Below are 15,330 nucleotides of genomic sequence, written 5' to 3'. Positions count from 1 at the left end.
CAGCGAGGCAGTCTCGCTGCCGCCAGGGCATGTGTCGAACGGATCGCCTACTTCGCCTCGTCGACGACCGGATTGCGCAGGATGGCGAGCTTCTCGACCTCGACCTCGACGATGTCGCCGGGCTTCATCCACAGCGGCGGGGTGCGCTTGGCGCCGACGCCGCCGGGCGTGCCGCTGACGATGACGTCACCGGGCTCGAGCCGGGTGAAGGTCGAGCAATATTCGATCTGGCGCGGGATATCGAAGATCATGTGCTTGATCTGCGCTTCCTGCACGACCTGGCCGTTGAGGCGGGTGGTGAGCTTGAGCTCTGCGAGCTCGCCGAGCTCGTCCGGCGTCATCATCCACGGGCCGAATGCGCCGGTGTCGGGGAAATTCTTGCCCGGCGTGAACTGATGGGTGTGGCGCTGGAAATCGCGGATGCTGCCGTCGTTGTAGCAGGCATAGCCGGCAACGTGCCCCATCGCCTCGCTGCGTGAGATGTAGCGTCCGCCCTTGCCGATGACGACCGCGAGCTCGCCCTCGAAATCGAGATCGGTCGAAACGCGCGGCCGGATGATGGGCTTCAGATGCCCGGTCTGGCTGTTGGCATAACGCGAGAAGATGGTGGGATGCTCGACCTCGGCGCGGCCGGTTTCCTTGCGGTGCGTTTCGTAGTTCAGGCCAACGCACAGGATCTTGTCGGGGTTGGGAACGACGGGCAGCCAGGTGAGGTTGGCAAGCGGCGTGGCGGTCGCCTTGGACTTGGCGTCCGCGACGCCTGCGAGCGCGCCGGCTATGGCGGCCCGGAGATCGGCATAGCGGGAGGCGAGCACGGCGCCGACATCGAGGAAATTGTCGCCCTCGACGAGGCCCCAGGTGGTTCGTCCCTCGATAGCAACGGTTGCGAGTTTCATGCTGTCTTCTCCATTTTCAGATCCGGATTGGAATGGCCGTGCAGGCGCGACGTGATCTCGCGCAAGAGACTGTCGAGCTCGGATGCGTTGCGCGCGGTGCCGAACACGTAGTGATCGGGCCGCACGATCGCGGCGACGGCGCCGTGACGGTCGAACCAGCGGGCCAGCACGGCGTCGGTCTCTTCGAGCATGGCGGATGCGCCGGCGCCGGCAGGCGCGATCGTCGTTGCTGTCAGCTCCGGATGCACCGCGCACAGCGTCATGAGAGGGGCCGCATCGCTGCGGCGGCCGTCGATGAACACCCGCAAGGCGGGCCCGGTGATCTTGTCGAGCAGGCAGGGCGCGCCGTCGCGCAGGACCACCGGTTGCGGAAACAGGCTGCCGCGCGCGGCTCCATCCTGTTCCGCCAGCAAGCCCGTGCGCAGCGGCGGGATGATTTCCTGCCGCGTGATTTCGAGCGGCTTGCCGCCGCCTTCAACGAGGATTTGCGCATCGCGGCGTCGCGCGGCGGCCGGATCGCGCTCACAGATCGACTGGCCGATCGCCTTGATCTTGCCGGTCAGCTCGATCACGTGCTGCTTGCGTTCCGCCGTGTAGCTGTCGAGCAGCGTCTCGGGCGAGGAGCCCTTGAGCACGCGGTCGAGCTTCCAGGCGAGGTTGGTCGCATCGCGCAGGCCCTGGCACATGCCCTGTCCGATGAACGGCGGCTGCTGGTGCGCGGCGTCGCCGGCGATGACGATGCGGCCGTTGCGCCAGTCGGCGGCGACCAGCGCGTGGAAGCGATAGGACGCCGCGCGCCACAATTCGCCATCTTCCGGCGTCAGCCACGGCGAGAGCAGCTTCCACACGTTCTCCGGCCGCGCCATCTGCTGCGGGTCCTCGCCCGGCAGCAGCATGATCTCCCAGCGACGATGGTTCTTCGGGCCGATCAGGAAGCTCACGGGCCGCGCCGGATTGCAGAACTGCGCGGAGTTTTGCGGCAGCTTTGCGAGCGCGTCCTCGTTCACCCGCACGTCGACCACGAGCCAGGGCTCGTCGAAGATCAGGTCTTCGAGCGCGATGCCGGCGATCGGCCGCACGGTGCTCGAGGCACCATCGCAGCCGATCACGTAGCGCGCCGTCACCGTTCGCAATCGTCCGTCTGCGTCCTTCAACGTCGCCTCGACGCGGTCGGGGCGCTGCACGAGACCGACCAGCTCGACGCCGAGTTCGGCCTTCACGCAGGCATAACTCTGGGCGTGACGACGCAGCTCCGCCTCGACCGGCGGCTGGCTGAACACCATGCTCGGCGTATAGCCGAGCGGGTAGGGCTTGGTGACCATGTGGACGCGGCGGATCAGCTGGCGGTCGACGCCAAAATGCTCGGAGGCAGTGAAAGGCTCGACATGGGGCGCGATTGCATCGGCCAATCCCATGTTGTCGAAGTGACGGAAGATCTCGTGGTCGAGCGCGATCGCGCGCGGCTTGTCGTAGATGTCGGTGAGGCGGTCGACGACAAGCGTACGATGGCCAAGACGGCCGAGCAGGCCGGCGGCGACGGCGCCGGTCGGCCCGAAGCCGACGACGAGCACATCATGGTCCGTGGTGGCCGGAGACGTCGTCATGCGCGGCGACCCGTATCGAACAGCACAGAGAGCTGCGCTGTCTTGCAGGCCTCGCTCTTGGGCGGCGCGATGCCCCATTGGTCGGTGCGTCCCGGCGGCCAGACCCATTCCGCCGGTCCCTTGGCGCGGTAGCTGTCGTCGACCTGCAAGACTTCGGCGGTGTATTCGACGACGACCCCTGTCGGGTCGACGAAATAGGCGAACACGTTGTCGCCGGGCCCGTGCCGGCCGACGCCCCAGCCGATCGGAAAGCCGTGATCGACCATGCGGCCGGAGCCGCGCATCACCGATTCCAGGTCCGGCATCAGGAAGGCGATATGGTTGAGGCCGTTGACCGGCGCGTCCGCGAGCACGACGGCGTGGTGGTCGCTGTTGCAGCACAGGAACGCCATCAGCTTGGAGCGGTCGGTCAGGCGGAAGCCGAGCACCTGCTGGTAGAAGGCCGAGAGCTTTTCGATGTCGGCGCTGTTGATGTTGACGTGGGCGAGCCGCTCGGGACGGTCGGCCACGCGGCGCGCCGCCTTGGTGCGATCGCCATGGACGAACTCCATGCAGCAGCCCTGCGGCTCACGGATCACGAAATGCTCGCCGCCGGACGGTGCGCGCGACGGGCCCGGCGGCGCGACGATTTCGCAGGCGGCGTCGCGGGCGCAGGCGAACAGGCGGTCGAGATCGTCGCGCGAGCGAACGCGAAACGTGACCTTGCGGAGCGCCACCCGCTCGCCTTGCGTCAGCTCGACGACGTGGAAGTCCGCGCCCGTCGCCGCGAGATAGACCGTGCCCTCGGCTCGCGCGGCAACATCGAGGCCCCAGACCTCCGCGTAGAAATCGGCCGAGGCGCCGAGGCGCGGCGTCGTGATCTCGACGCTGCGCAACGCGACCACCGGAAAATCGGACATCGGGCTTCCTCGACAAAGGCAGAGGGCGCGCCCGAATTGATGCGGATCGCCACGGAGCCGGTTGTTGTTGGCGAAACGAATAATATGTATAAACGGCTCAGTAAATAGATAATTTATAAATTATTGCCCGTGCACCTCATGATGTACAAAAAACCTCGATGAATCAGTGAGACGGCCATGAGCTCTGACCTGTCGAGCCCGAAGACCGACGCGCCGGCGACGCTGGCGACGAGCATTTATGCCCGCCTCAAGGCCGACATCCTGACCACGCGGCTTGCGCCCGGTCGCAAGCTGCAGTCGCGGTTCCTGATGGAGCACTACAATGTCGGGCAGACCCCGCTGCGCGAGGCGCTCAACCGGCTGACCACGGAGGAGTTCGTGGTCGGCATGGAGCAGCGCGGCTTCTACGTGAAGCCGGTCAGCAAGGACGAGCTTCAGGAGCTGACCAAGACGCGCTGCTGGGTCGAAGGCCTTGCCTTGCGCGAATCCATGCAGAACGCGACGCAAGGTTGGGAGGAAGCGCTTCTGGTGACGCATCACCGCCTCGACCGTACGCCGCGCTCGCTCGATCCGGACAAGTTCGAGGACAATCCCGACTGGGAGAAGGCGCACCGCGCCTTCCACGCGACGCTGATCGGGCTATGCGGCTCGCGCCCGCTGCTCGGCTTCTGCGAGCAGCTCGCCGACCGGCTCTACCGTTACCGCATGATGTCGATCGCAAAGGCCTATCCGGTCCGCAAGATCGGGACCGAGCACGCGCAGATCCTTCAAGCCGTGCTCGACCGGAAGACGGATGACGCCGTCGCGCTGCTTCAGCAGCACTATCAGCGCACGGCGGACGTGATCGATTCCGATCTGGAGACGGTGCTGCCGAAGTCCGATACGCCTCACGCAGCGCGATAGTCCGGCGCCGTGGCCAGGAATTTCGCATAGGCATCCGCGTCCGGCGGCTGGAAGTGCCCCGCGAGCCCGCCACGCTTCTGGTTCTTCGTGCCGATGTCGGCCATCAGCTCGTCGAAATGGCGGTAGTGATAGGGCGCGACGCAGAGGCCGCCATAGACGCCGGCGGCCGGCCGCTCGACGCGCTTGAAGTGCAGCATCATCTCGATGTTGTCGTGCATCTGGCGCGCCGTCGGCTGGTTGGCGAGTTGGCCGTCGGCGTAGCGCACCAGCCAGTTGGCAGCGAGGTCGGCGCAGAGCACGGTGCAGAACGAGGAGTTGAAGCCGACGAAGCCGAGCTCCGGCAGGTCGGGGTTGGCGATCAGGCGGTAGAGCCGGTACTGCCCGTCGGCATCGACCAGCTTCTGCTGACAGGCCTCGGGCAGGAACGGCACGCCGAGCTTGTAGCCGATCGCGAGCACGGCGACGTCGGCACCGACGCGTTCGCCGCCGCTCATCACGATGCTGTCGCCTTCATAATGATCGAACGTGCCGAACACCGCCTTGATGCGGCCGTCGGCGACCATCGGATAGAAGCCCGGCGTTGCGATCGGCACCGAGCAATTGACGCCGTCCTCGATCCGGTCCTTCGGCACCATCTTGCAGCGGCCGAGCTTGAGCTGCGCCTTGAGCAGGCTCTCCAGCCCGCGCCAGTTGGCCCAGATCAACGGCGCCGCGATGCGGTGCGCAAGCCGCGCCATTGCACTCGCGCCCCAGCCCGGAAACATCTCCTCCTGCGCGCGGATGTAGAGGATGCGCTTGAAGTTCACGAGGCCGCCGATGAAATAGGGAATGCGCCAGACCGGCTCGCGCATCACGATGGTGACGTCGCGCGCGCCTGATTTCACCGCGTTCACGGCGATGTCGGTCGCGGACTTCGAGCCGCCGAGCACGATGACGCGGCGACCTTTTGCCAGCGCCGGATCGCCGTATTTCGACGAGTGCAGGATCTGGCCGCCCTGGTCCAGGAAGCTGCCTTCGCCGCGGCAATGCAGCTCGCGCGGCTCGTTGAACTGCCCGATGCAGACCGCGACGAAATCGAAATCCTCGCTCGTGGTCGCGCCGTCCTTCTTCAGGGTGAGCGTCCAGCCCGGTCTGCCGTCGGCGCGCCGTGCCATGCCGGCGACCTCGGTGTTGAGGCGCAGCATGCGGTCGAGGCCGAAGCTCCTGGCGTAATCGGCGAGATAGACATGGACCTGCGGCCCGGTCGGCCATTCCGGATAGGCCTCCGGCATGGCGCGATCGGTGTAGCGATAGAGATCCTTCGGGCTCTGGGTCTGCACGTCAGGGTAGGAACGCGCCGGCTCCCAGACGCCGCCGAGATCGGCGCTGCGCTCGACGATGGTGACGCGGTGGCCGCGGCTTGAGAACGCCTTGGCGGTGGCAAGGCCGGAGACGCCGGCGCCGATCACGCAGACATGCTTGGGGCTGACCATGGGTTTGCTCGCAATCGATGTGTTTCGCGCAAGCGGCCACGTTCGGCCGCAAGGCGCGGCCGGCGGAGCTGCAAGCAGATGAAAAGCGACGGGGGAGGCGGCTGCCTAGTCGTTGGCCTCGGGCGGCAGGAAGTCGACCTCGTGCAGCGCCGAGATGCGCACGACTTCGGCCGGGTCCGTCAGATTGTGGAGCTGGTTGAACAGCGCCTCCAGCTTCTGCATCGGCGAGACCCAGAACAGCGCGCGGCACGGCTTGTCGGACTTGTTGAAATAGCCGTGCGGGATGCCGCGCGGCATGCGCACGAGATCGCCGGCATGGGCCTTGACCCATTTGCCGTCGAGCTTGAGGTCGAGCGTGCCCTCCTGCACCAGGATGAACTCGTCCTGGGTCGGATGGATGTGCACCGGCACGAACTGGCCGGGATCGCTGTTGGTCTCGAACGCGAAGGTGGAATCGGTGACGGCCTTGGGAAAATAGACCTGGCCAAGGATGTTCCAGGTCTTGCCGCCGTAGCCCGTGCCGTTTGCGGTAATGCCCTTTTCGAGTGCAGTCATGCTCGCCTCCTCTGGATCCCGGTGGGAACGGAGCTTCGGCCCGTTGTGAGGAGCTGTCTATCCGCTAAACGAATCCGGACCTCGCTGTTGCCCTGCAGCACGATGATTTTGTGGGGGCGGCCCTTTTCGCGCCTTGGGAATTATTATAGGCTTAAAGCAATTCCGTGACGCGAAGCGTGGTCGACGATGTCCGCAGCCGTGCTGGAAATGAGCGCAAGGGTGTCCGCAGCCGAACGGCTCGCGGATTTCGCCCGCGTCACCACTGACGACGTCGACGAAGCGGCCGAGCAGATCGGGCGCATCTTCTGCCCGCATGATCTCAGGCCGGCTCAGGCGCGGGCGGCCGGCTTCTCCGCCCGGCACAATTGCGCGGCATTCGCAGGCTTTTCCATCAACTATGTCAGCTATGGCGGATCGGTCAGCATCGATCCCGGCTGTCTCGAGCGCTTCTTCCTGGTGCAGGTCCCGCTCACCGGCACCGCCCGCATTCGTGCCGGCGCCGGCGAATTCGACGCCGTGCCGGAGCGGACGGCGTCGCTGCTGTCGCCGACCATCCCGACCCGGATGACGTGGAATGACTGCGCGCAGGTGATCCTGCTGCTCGACCGCCGCGTGGTGGAGCAGCGCGCCGCGGCGCTGTCGGGGAGGGTGGCGGGCACGGTCGAGTTCGATCCCGTGATCGACCTCGACGCGCCGTCCGGGCAGGCCTTGCGGACCAGCCTTGCCGAGTTGATGAGGTTTGCCGAGCGTCTTGGTCCCTCCGGCAGGCTGTCATCGCTCGCGATGGCCGATTGGCGCGAGGTGCTGCTCGATCACCTCCTCAATGGTCAGCGTCATGGCCTGTCGGATGCGATCAGGACATTCTCAGGGCAAGCCGAGCGTCTGCCGCGCGCGCTCCGTGCCGCGCGCGACCATCTCGCGGACAATGCCGGCGAGCCGCTCGACCTCACGCAGCTCGCCTGCGCCTCCGGCATCGGCATCCGCGCGCTCCAGCTCGGCTTCCGCCGCCACTTCGGCCTGTCGATCTCGGAGATGCTGCTCGACATGCGTCTCGCCGGTCTACACGCGCGCCTCGCGCAGGCGTCGCCCGATGCCTCCATCACCGAGATCGCCTTCGATCTCGGCTTCACTCATCTCGGCCGCATGGCCGGCGCCTATCGTGAAAAGTTCGGCGAGACGCCGTCGGCAACGCTGCGGCGGCGGATGAGCTAGCGCGGATCTACTTTCGCCGCCGCGGCGTGTCGTGGTCTCGATCCGCCTGCTTGCGCAGAAAACCCTCGACATCGGCCTGCACCGAGTAGGGTGTCGGGATCGCGTCGCCGGCGGCATCAACGGCGGTGTCGAGCGAGCGGCGCAGCATGCGTGCGAGCTCGGCCTTGCGGTAGGGCTTTGTCAGGAGCGGCGCGCCCATCGTGGCGCCTCCCGGCCCATGCGGGGCGTCGTGGGCATAGCCCGACGTGAACAGCACCCGCAGCGAGGGCCGCGCGGCGACCATCTCGTCGGCAAGCTCCCGTCCATTCAGGGCGCCGGCCATCACGATATCGGTGAAGAGCAGGTCGAACGGCGTGCCATCGGCCGCGATGGCGAGCGCTTCGGCTGCGTGAGCGGCTTGGATGACCTTGTAGCCGAGGCTTTCGAGCTGGACCGTCACGTACTGGCGAACGTCGCGGTCGTCCTCGACACACAGGATGGTTTCCGTCCCGCCGACGACCTTGCGCTCGTCATAGCCGGTCGGACGCAGCGTGCTGGTCTCGGCCTTCGGCAGGTAGATCATAAAAATGGTGCCGCGGCCTTCGACGGAGGAGACCTTGATGCCGCCGCCGGACTGCTTGACGAAGCCGAACACCATGCTGAGGCCGAGGCCCGTGCCCTTGCCGACATCCTTGGTCGAGAAGAAGGGATCGAAGATCCGCTCCAGGATGGCCTGCGGAATGCCCGTGCCGTTGTCGGCGATCTCGATCTCGACGTAGTCGCCGGCATAGCCGGCACCCACCGCCATGGCCTCGCGCACGCCGAACACCACGTTGCGCGTCGTCAGCGTCAGCCTGCCGCCGTCGAGCATCGCATCGCGGGCGTTGATGGCGAGGTTGAGCAGCGCCGAGCTCAACTGGCCGCGGTCGGCGAAGGCGAGCCAGATGGTGCCGTCGAGCTTCGTCACGATCTCGATCTTCTTGTCGAACGTCGCCAGCAGCAGTTTGGCGAGCTCTTCGAGCAGCTCGTTGACGTCGATCTCGGCCGGCAGGAGCGCCTGCTTTCGGGCAAAGGACAACAGGCTCGATGTCAGCGCGGCGCCGCGATCGGCGGCCTCGCTGATCAGCTTGGTGATGGTCGCAAGCGGCGGGTTGTCCTTGACGGCGTCGGCGAGGATCTCGATCGTGCCGGTGATCACCGTGAGCATGTTGTTGAATTCGTGCGCGATGCCGCCGGTGAGCTGGCCGACCGCCTCCATCTTCTGCGCCTGGATCAGCTGCTCCTCGGCGGCGCGCTTCTGGGTGATGTCCCTGACGAAGCTGTTGACGATGGTACGCTTTCCCAGCCGCAGCACCGTGCTGGATGTCTCGGTCAGGATGCGGTCGCCATCTCGGTGGATCAGGGTGATTTCGAAGCGCATGCCGGCCGGCGCATTCGACAATTCCGGCACGAGCCGCGCCATGCGCTGTCTGAAGGCGGCGCGCAGCGGCTCGGCCACGATGAGGTCGACGGCGTCGGCGCCGATGGCCTCCTTGCGCGTCCATCCCGTCAGGGCCTCGGCCTGGGAGCTCCACTCCAGCACGGTACCGCTCTCGTCGATCTGAATGAAGGCATCGAGCGCGGTCTTGATGACGGCTTGCGTCATCTGTGCGCTGTCGCTGTATGCCTGCGCCTGTTCGGCCGATTGCGCGGCCGCGCGCTTGTCTCCGGACGTCTCGATCGCGCGTGTGCAGAGACGCGCGAGCAGCAGCGCAACGGCGCCGCTTGCCAGCAGGGCGACGAGCTGGGCCGTGCCGAATCCCGCGGTGCCGGTCACCGCATGGGAGATCAGGAGGGCAGCGGCGGTCACGATGACCTGCGCGGCCATCGCGAGTGTCAGAAGCCCCCTGAGTTTCATGGTCTCATACCAAGGACGCCAGCCGCAGGCCGCGCCGGCCGCACTGTCGAGGAAGCCGGCATCATGTGAGCTACAGATTCCGCGCGGCGGCGTCGAGGGGCAATTTCCGGTAGTGTCGGGCCGCGAGCTTTCCTTGGGTCTCAACCTGCTGGCGAATCGGTCTGGCGCAGCGTCGTCACCCAGATCACGCGCGCGGCCTGCTGGGTCGGGTTGTCGAACATGTGCGGCACGATGCTCGGAAAACGAAAGCTGTCGCCGGCTTCCAGCACATGGGCCTGGTTGTCGAGCCACAGCCGCAGGCTGCCGGACAGGATGTAGCCGGCCTTCTCGCCGGTGTGCTGCAGGAAGTCGGTGCCCGAGGAGGCGCCGGGATTGAGCGTGAGCTCGTAGAGCTCGAGTTGGCCCTTGTCCGCCGGCGTCAGCGCTTCCTTGACGACGCCGCTGGCGGTGAGCCGCAGCAGGCGCCGGTTGTTCTTGCGCACGATGTAGCGCTGCACGTCGGCGGGGTCGCTGGTCTCGAAGAAGTAGGAAATCGGAACGTCGAGCGCGATGCTGAGCAGGCGCAGCGTGCGGATCGACGGCATGGCGCGCGCCCGTTCGAGCTGGCTGATCATGCCGTTGGAGAGGCCGGTCTTGTTGGCGACGTCCTGGATCGAGAGGCCGGCGCGCTGACGCAGCAGCCGCACGGTCTCGCCGAGGCGGTGGTCGACCGCATCGTCGGCCTCGATCGTCGGGGCATCCTTCGGACCGTTCGTGTCGCCGCGACCATCCATGTCGCTCTCCCATGCATCGTCTCAGCCCGGACCGCATCGGTCCGAAGCTTCAGTCGGAGTGAAAAGGTCACGCATACTAGCAATGCGATTGACAGCTGTATTTAGTCATGATGAAATTTTGACTGAAAAATTTAGAAGCACTAAAGCCCACTCCTGTCCCTTTGCCGGGGTCTCGGGGCGCGGGAGAGGTGCCGCGTGCGGGAACGGAGACTGGTCATGGCAGACAGCACCGGCAAGTTCGGCGTTCGCGGACTGCATCATCTCGGCATTCCAAATCGCCGACAATTCTTCCAGCTCGGCGCCGGTGCCGCGGCGGGATGGAGCCTTTCAGGCAACGCCTTCGCCCAGACCGAACGCCCCTCCAATCCGCCGGACAAGCCGCGCGGGCAGGTGATCGCAGCGCTGTCACAGGAGCCGACCGTCTTTCATCCGCTGATGCCGGGCATCGAGGTCGATCAGGGCGTCTGGTGGCAGGTGTTCTCGCTGCTCTGGTACATCGATCCCGACGGCAAGTTCGTCCCCGACCTCGCGCGGGAAGTGCCGACGATCGAGAACGGCGGCCTGTCGGCCGACGGCCTGACCTGGAAGATCAAGCTGCGCAGCGACGTGAAGTGGCACGATGGCACGCCCTTCACGGCCGAGGACGTGAAGTTCTCGCTCGAGCTGATCAACAATCCCGATTTCCGTGCGCGCAGCCGTGTCGGCCACAGCCTCGTCAAGGACATCAAGGTCGTCGCGGCGGACGAAATCCATTGGCGGATGGAAACTGCTTATTCGCCCTATATGTCGATCCTGGGCGCACTGACCTTCATCGTGCCCAAGCACATCCTGGAGAAGGTGTCGGATCCGAACTCATCGCCGTTCCACAACGCGCCTGTCGGCACCGGCCCGTTCCGCTGGGCCGAGCGGGTGCCCGGCGACCACATCCAGCTGAACGCCCATACCGGCTATCACGGCAAAGGGCCTTACGTAGAGCGCGTGGTCTTCAAATACATTCCTGATCTCACCGTTCTCTACACCCAGTTCCGCACCGGGCAGGTCGACTACACCGGCCTGCAAGGCATCTTGCCGAACTTCGTGCAGGAGGCGAAGACGCTGAAGGGGCGCAAGATCTTCGTCTCCTCGACGTCCTCGGTGGAGCATGTTGCGCCCAACCTGGAATTCGGCCCGTTCGCCGACCGCGCGGTGCGCGAGGCGCTCTATCTCGCCATCAACAAGCAGGGGATCATCGATGCGCTGAACTACGGCCTGCCGACGCAGACCGAGAGCTTCGTGCCGCAACAGGCCTGGTCCTTCCAGCAGGGCCTGCCGCAACACAAATACGATCCCGCCAAGGCCAATGCGCTGCTCGATGCGGCGGGATGGACGCGCGGCTCCGGCGGTGTGCGCGAGAAGGGCGGCGTGAAGCTCGAATTCACCAACTCGACGACATCGGGCAATGCCGTGCGCGAGCAGACCCAGCAGCTCCTGATGCAGGACTGGCGCGCGATCGGTGCTGCGATGCGCGTGAACAACATGCCGGCCGCGGTGATCTGGGGCGATTTCTGGCAGCAGTCGAAGTTCAATTCGGTGCTGGTGTCGGTGAATTTCATGCTGGGCAGCGATCCCGACGTGACGCCGCGCTTCGGCTCCGGCGCCATCCCAGCCAAGGGCGGCCGCGGCTACAACACCTACCAATACCAGAGCCCGGAAGCGGACCGTCTTCTTGCCGAAGGCGCCAAGCAGTTCGAGCTGGCGCAGCGCAAGGCGACCTATGGCGATCTCCAGAAGCTGATCCGCAACGATCTCGCGATCCTGCCGCTGTTCCAGGGCTTCATCGCCGAAGGCGTGAAGGAGGGGCTGCAAGGCTTCCGTCCCAACATCAACACCTCCATCAACTGCTGGAACATCCGCGAATGGTACTGGGCCTGATGCCTCAGGCTCGCTGGATCGCCTGAGATGGCCCGTTACGTCGTCAACCGCCTGGCGCAGGCGATCATGCTGCTCGTGATCGTCTCCGCGATCGGCTTTGCCCTCCTGCATCTGGCGCCCGGCGGGCCGCTCTCGCAATTTGCCGCCTCCGCCCAGATGACGCAGGAGGATCTCGACCGCGTCACGAAACAACTCGGCCTCGATCGCCCGCTGCCGATCCAGTATCTCGACTGGTTCGGCCGCATGCTGAAAGGCGATTGGGGCAAGTCCTATCGCGACGGCGAGGCGGTGCTCTCGGTGATCTCCTCGCATCTCGGCGCCACGCTGGAGCTGATGGCGACGGCGACCATCATTGCGGTGCTGCTCGGCTGCTGGATCGGCATACTTGGCGCGCTGCGTCGCTATTCGCTGTTCGATACGCTCGCAACCGTCGGCGCCATGATCGCGCTGTCGATCCCCACCTTCTGGTTCGGGCTCGTCACCATCTACGTGTTCTCCGTCAAACTCGGCTGGCTGCCGGCCGGCAATCGCCAGACCGTCGGCGACGGATCGTTCCTCGACCTGTTGCATCATCTGATTGCGCCGGCGATGGTGCTGGCGCTGGTCGAGACCGCGATGTGGGGCCGCTTCATGCGCTCCTCCATGCTCGAAGTCATCAACCAGGACTACATCCGCACCGCGCGCGCCAAGGGCATGCCGGAATGGCGCATTCTCACCGTGCATGCCTTGCGTAACGCGCTGCTGCCGATGATCACGGTCGCGGGCCTGCAGTTTCCGACGCTGCTCGGCGGCGCGCTGGTCGCCGAGACCGTGTTCACCTGGCCCGGCATGGGCCGGCTGTTCCTGGATTCGATTGGTTACCGCGACTATCCCGTGGTGATGGGCATCCTGATGTTCTCCGCGACGATGGTGCTGATCGGCTCGCTGCTCGCCGACATCCTCTATGCCGTCGTCGATCCGCGCATCCGGGTGGGCTAGGGATGACGGCTGCGACCCTCTCCACCGTTCAGCTCGCCCCCGGCCAGGCCGCATGGCGGCGCTTCCGCCGGCATCGTCTCGCGCTCACGGGCGCGGTGGTCATCTTCGTTCTCGTGCTCGGCTCGGCGTTCGGCCCTTATCTCCTGCCGTTCGACGACACCTATATCGACATCATGAAGCGGTTCGCGCCGCCGCTGTCGGGCGCGCATATCCTCGGCACCGACGAGCTCGGCCGCGACGTGCTGGCGCGGCTGATGATGGGCGGCCGCGTCTCGCTCTCGATCGGCATCGTCGCAATGGTGATCGCGATGGCTGTCGGCATTGCGGTCGGCGCCTTCGCCGGCTTCTATGGCGGCGTCGTCGGCGCGGTGCTGATGCGGCTGGTCGACGCCGTGCTGTGCTTTCCGACCATCTTCCTTCTCCTTGCGCTGGCGGCACTTACTGAGCCCGGTCTCGTCACCACCACCATCCTGATCGCTGCCACTGCCTGGATGGCGGTAGCCCGCGTCGTCGAGGCCCAGGTCCGCTCGCTGCGCGAGCGCGAGTTTGCGGTCGCAGCGCTCGCCTTCGGCTCGTCGAACCTGCGCATCATGTTCCGCGAGCTGGTGCCGAACGCGATCGCGCCGATCGTGGTGGCGGCGACGCTGAACGTTGCGAAAGCGATCCTGCTGGAATCCTATGTCAGCTATCTCGGCTACGGCATCCAGCCGCCGGCCGCGAGCTGGGGCAACATGCTCAACAACGCGCAGATCTATCTGACCAGCGCGCCGTGGCTTGCGATCGCGCCGGGCATCGCCATCACGCTGGCGGTGACCAGCTTCAACTTCCTCGGCGACGGGCTTCGCGACGCGCTCGATCCGCGGATGAACATCCCATGATCGCCACATCTGCCTCGATCGAACCGAATATCTGGAGTGCCCCATGTCCCCGCCACTCAACCGTATAAACAGCGACGAACGCTTGCCGCAGCAGGTGGATGTCGTCGTCATCGGCGGCGGCGTCATTGGCGTCTCCGCGGCCTATCACCTGGCCAAGAAAGGCCTCTCCGTCGCGCTGGTCGAGAAGGGGCATGTCGGCGGCGAGCAGTCGAGCCGCAATTGGGGCTGGTGCCGCCAGCAGGGCCGCGCGCGCGAGGAGATCCCGCTGGCGCGTGAGGCGCTGCTTCTGTGGGAAGACATGCAGAACGACGCCGGCGTCGATGCCGGCTTCCGCCGCACCGGCGTGCTGTTCCTGACCAAGAGCAAGGACGAGCTCGCGAGCTGGGAGCGCTGGGCCGCGGTCGCGCGCGAGATGCAGGTCCACTCGACTGTCCTGACGCCGGCCGAGGTCGCCGAGCGCATGCCCGGCAACACCGACGAATGGGTCGGCGGCCTGCACACGCCGAGCGACGGGCGCGCCGAGCCGTCGATGGCCGTGCCCGCGCTCGCGACTGCCGCGCGAAAACATGGCGTCACCATCCATCAGGGCTGCGCGGCGCGCGGGCTGGAGACGTCCGGCGGACGCGTTAGCGCCGTCGTCACCGAGAAGGGCACCATTCGCACCCAAGCCGTGCTGCTGTCGGGCGGCGCGTGGTCCTCGCTGTTCTGCCGCCGCCACGGCATCGAGCTGCCGATCGGCCTCGTCAACGCCACGGCATGCCGGACCACGCCGGGGCCGGAGATCACCTCGGGCGCACTCGGCACCGACTTCTACTGCATCCGCCGCCGCCTCGACGGCGGTTTCACGCTGGCGCTGCGCAACCGCGGCACGGTGGAGCTGTCGCCCGATCTGTTCCGCTATGCGCGCACCTTCTGGCCGACCTATCTGCATCGCAAGAACGGACTGAAGCTCTCGTTCGGCAAGTCCTTCTTCGACCAGATCGTGCGCGGCACGAACTGGGGCTTTGACAAGCCGTCGCCGTTCGAGACCGAACGCGTGCGGGATCCGGCGCCCGATATGTCGCTGGTCAATGCCGCGCTGGCGTCCCTGATCAAGTCCAATCCTGAATTGAAGGACATCGAGATCGCGGAGGCCTGGGGCGGCACGATCGACTGTACGCCTGATACGATCCCCGTCATCTCGCCGGTCGATGCACTGCCGGGCTTCTTCCTCGCGACCGGTTTCTCCGGCCATGGCTTCGGCATTGGTCCCGCCGCGGGCAAGCTCGCCGCCGACATCGTGACGGGCGCGACGCCGCTGGTCGATCCGGCAGCCTACAGCCACAAGCGCATGATCGACGGCCGGCGGCTCGCGCCGGTCAGCCCGTTCTGAG

13 protein-coding genes are annotated in these 15,330 nt (G+C 66.1%); 6 read left to right on the top strand and 7 right to left on the bottom strand.

Translation table 11 applies throughout. The features are described from left to right. Positions 1-47: 47 nt before the first annotated feature. Genes RAD15_RS16405 through RAD15_RS16395 form a run of 3 tightly spaced genes read right to left on the bottom strand, consistent with a single transcriptional unit; the run spans position 48 to position 3,399 of the window. Complete coding sequence (locus tag RAD15_RS16405) at positions 48-896, bottom strand: fumarylacetoacetate hydrolase family protein (RefSeq protein ID WP_458179177.1); 849 nt, start codon at positions 894-896, stop codon at positions 48-50. After that, positions 893-2,500 (bottom strand): bifunctional 3-(3-hydroxy-phenyl)propionate/3-hydroxycinnamic acid hydroxylase MhpA, encoded by a 1,608-nt coding sequence (gene mhpA / locus RAD15_RS16400; RefSeq protein WP_458179176.1) that lies wholly within the window; start codon positions 2,498-2,500, stop codon positions 893-895. Before mhpA ends, RAD15_RS16405 begins: the two co-directional genes overlap by 4 nt. Beyond that, positions 2,497-3,399: a VOC family protein gene (locus RAD15_RS16395; RefSeq protein ID WP_458179175.1), complete on the bottom strand. Its 903-nt coding sequence runs from the start codon at positions 3,397-3,399 to the stop codon at positions 2,497-2,499. Before RAD15_RS16395 ends, mhpA begins: the two co-directional genes overlap by 4 nt. Positions 3,400-3,576: 177 nt before the next feature. On the opposite strand from RAD15_RS16395, the gene RAD15_RS16390 reads away from it, so the two are divergent. After that, positions 3,577-4,302, top strand: coding sequence for a GntR family transcriptional regulator (locus RAD15_RS16390; RefSeq protein ID WP_458179174.1), 726 nt, complete (start codon positions 3,577-3,579; stop codon positions 4,300-4,302). On the opposite strand, the gene RAD15_RS16385 is transcribed toward RAD15_RS16390, so the two are convergent. Next, on the bottom strand, positions 4,287-5,774 hold the full coding sequence (locus RAD15_RS16385) for a flavin-containing monooxygenase (RefSeq protein ID WP_458179173.1): 1,488 nt from the start codon (positions 5,772-5,774) through the stop codon (positions 4,287-4,289). The two genes, RAD15_RS16390 and RAD15_RS16385, sit on opposite strands and share 16 nt — an antisense overlap. A gap of 105 nt (positions 5,775-5,879) precedes the next feature. Then, entirely contained in the window at positions 5,880-6,329 is a 450-nt protein-coding gene (locus RAD15_RS16380) for a cupin domain-containing protein (protein WP_063689614.1), read from the bottom strand. 186 nt (positions 6,330-6,515) lie between these two features. Between RAD15_RS16380 and RAD15_RS16375 the strand changes: the two genes are divergently transcribed. Beyond that, positions 6,516-7,541 carry an AraC family transcriptional regulator gene (locus RAD15_RS16375; protein ID WP_458179172.1) on the top strand — a complete coding sequence of 342 codons (1,026 nt, stop codon included), beginning with the start codon at positions 6,516-6,518 and terminating at the stop codon, positions 7,539-7,541. 7 nt (positions 7,542-7,548) lie between these two features. Here RAD15_RS16375 and RAD15_RS16370 read toward each other — a convergent pair whose 3' ends face one another. Next, the gene (locus RAD15_RS16370; protein WP_458179171.1) at positions 7,549-9,417 is read right to left on the bottom strand and encodes a PAS domain S-box protein; all 1,869 of its coding nucleotides are present in this window, start codon (positions 9,415-9,417) and stop codon (positions 7,549-7,551) included. Positions 9,418-9,557: 140 nt separating this feature from the next. Further along, the gene (locus RAD15_RS16365) at positions 9,558-10,190 is read right to left on the bottom strand and encodes a helix-turn-helix domain-containing protein (protein ID WP_458179170.1); all 633 of its coding nucleotides are present in this window, start codon (positions 10,188-10,190) and stop codon (positions 9,558-9,560) included. 216 nt (positions 10,191-10,406) lie between these two features. Here RAD15_RS16365 and RAD15_RS16360 point away from each other — a divergent pair, with 216 nt between their 5' ends. Genes RAD15_RS16360 through RAD15_RS16345 form a run of 4 tightly spaced genes read left to right on the top strand, consistent with a single transcriptional unit; the run spans position 10,407 to position 15,329 of the window. Continuing rightward, positions 10,407-12,101 (top strand): peptide ABC transporter substrate-binding protein, encoded by a 1,695-nt coding sequence (locus RAD15_RS16360; RefSeq protein WP_458179169.1) that lies wholly within the window; start codon positions 10,407-10,409, stop codon positions 12,099-12,101. A 27-nt stretch (positions 12,102-12,128) separates the two neighbouring features. Next, positions 12,129-13,079 (top strand): ABC transporter permease, encoded by a 951-nt coding sequence (locus tag RAD15_RS16355; protein WP_458179168.1) that lies wholly within the window; start codon positions 12,129-12,131, stop codon positions 13,077-13,079. 2 nt (positions 13,080-13,081) lie between these two features. Continuing rightward, on the top strand, positions 13,082-13,957 hold the full coding sequence (locus RAD15_RS16350) for an ABC transporter permease (RefSeq protein WP_458179167.1): 876 nt from the start codon (positions 13,082-13,084) through the stop codon (positions 13,955-13,957). A 43-nt stretch (positions 13,958-14,000) separates the two neighbouring features. Further along, a complete protein-coding gene (locus RAD15_RS16345; RefSeq protein WP_458179165.1) occupies positions 14,001-15,329 on the top strand; it encodes an NAD(P)/FAD-dependent oxidoreductase in 1,329 nt (442 codons plus the stop codon). Position 15,330: the final 1 nt, after the last annotated feature.

It is taken from the genome of Bradyrhizobium sp. 14AA (assembly GCF_054185205.1).
The sequence above is the reverse complement of the archived record's forward strand: the minus strand, read 5'-3'. Positions and strand labels throughout refer to the sequence as shown.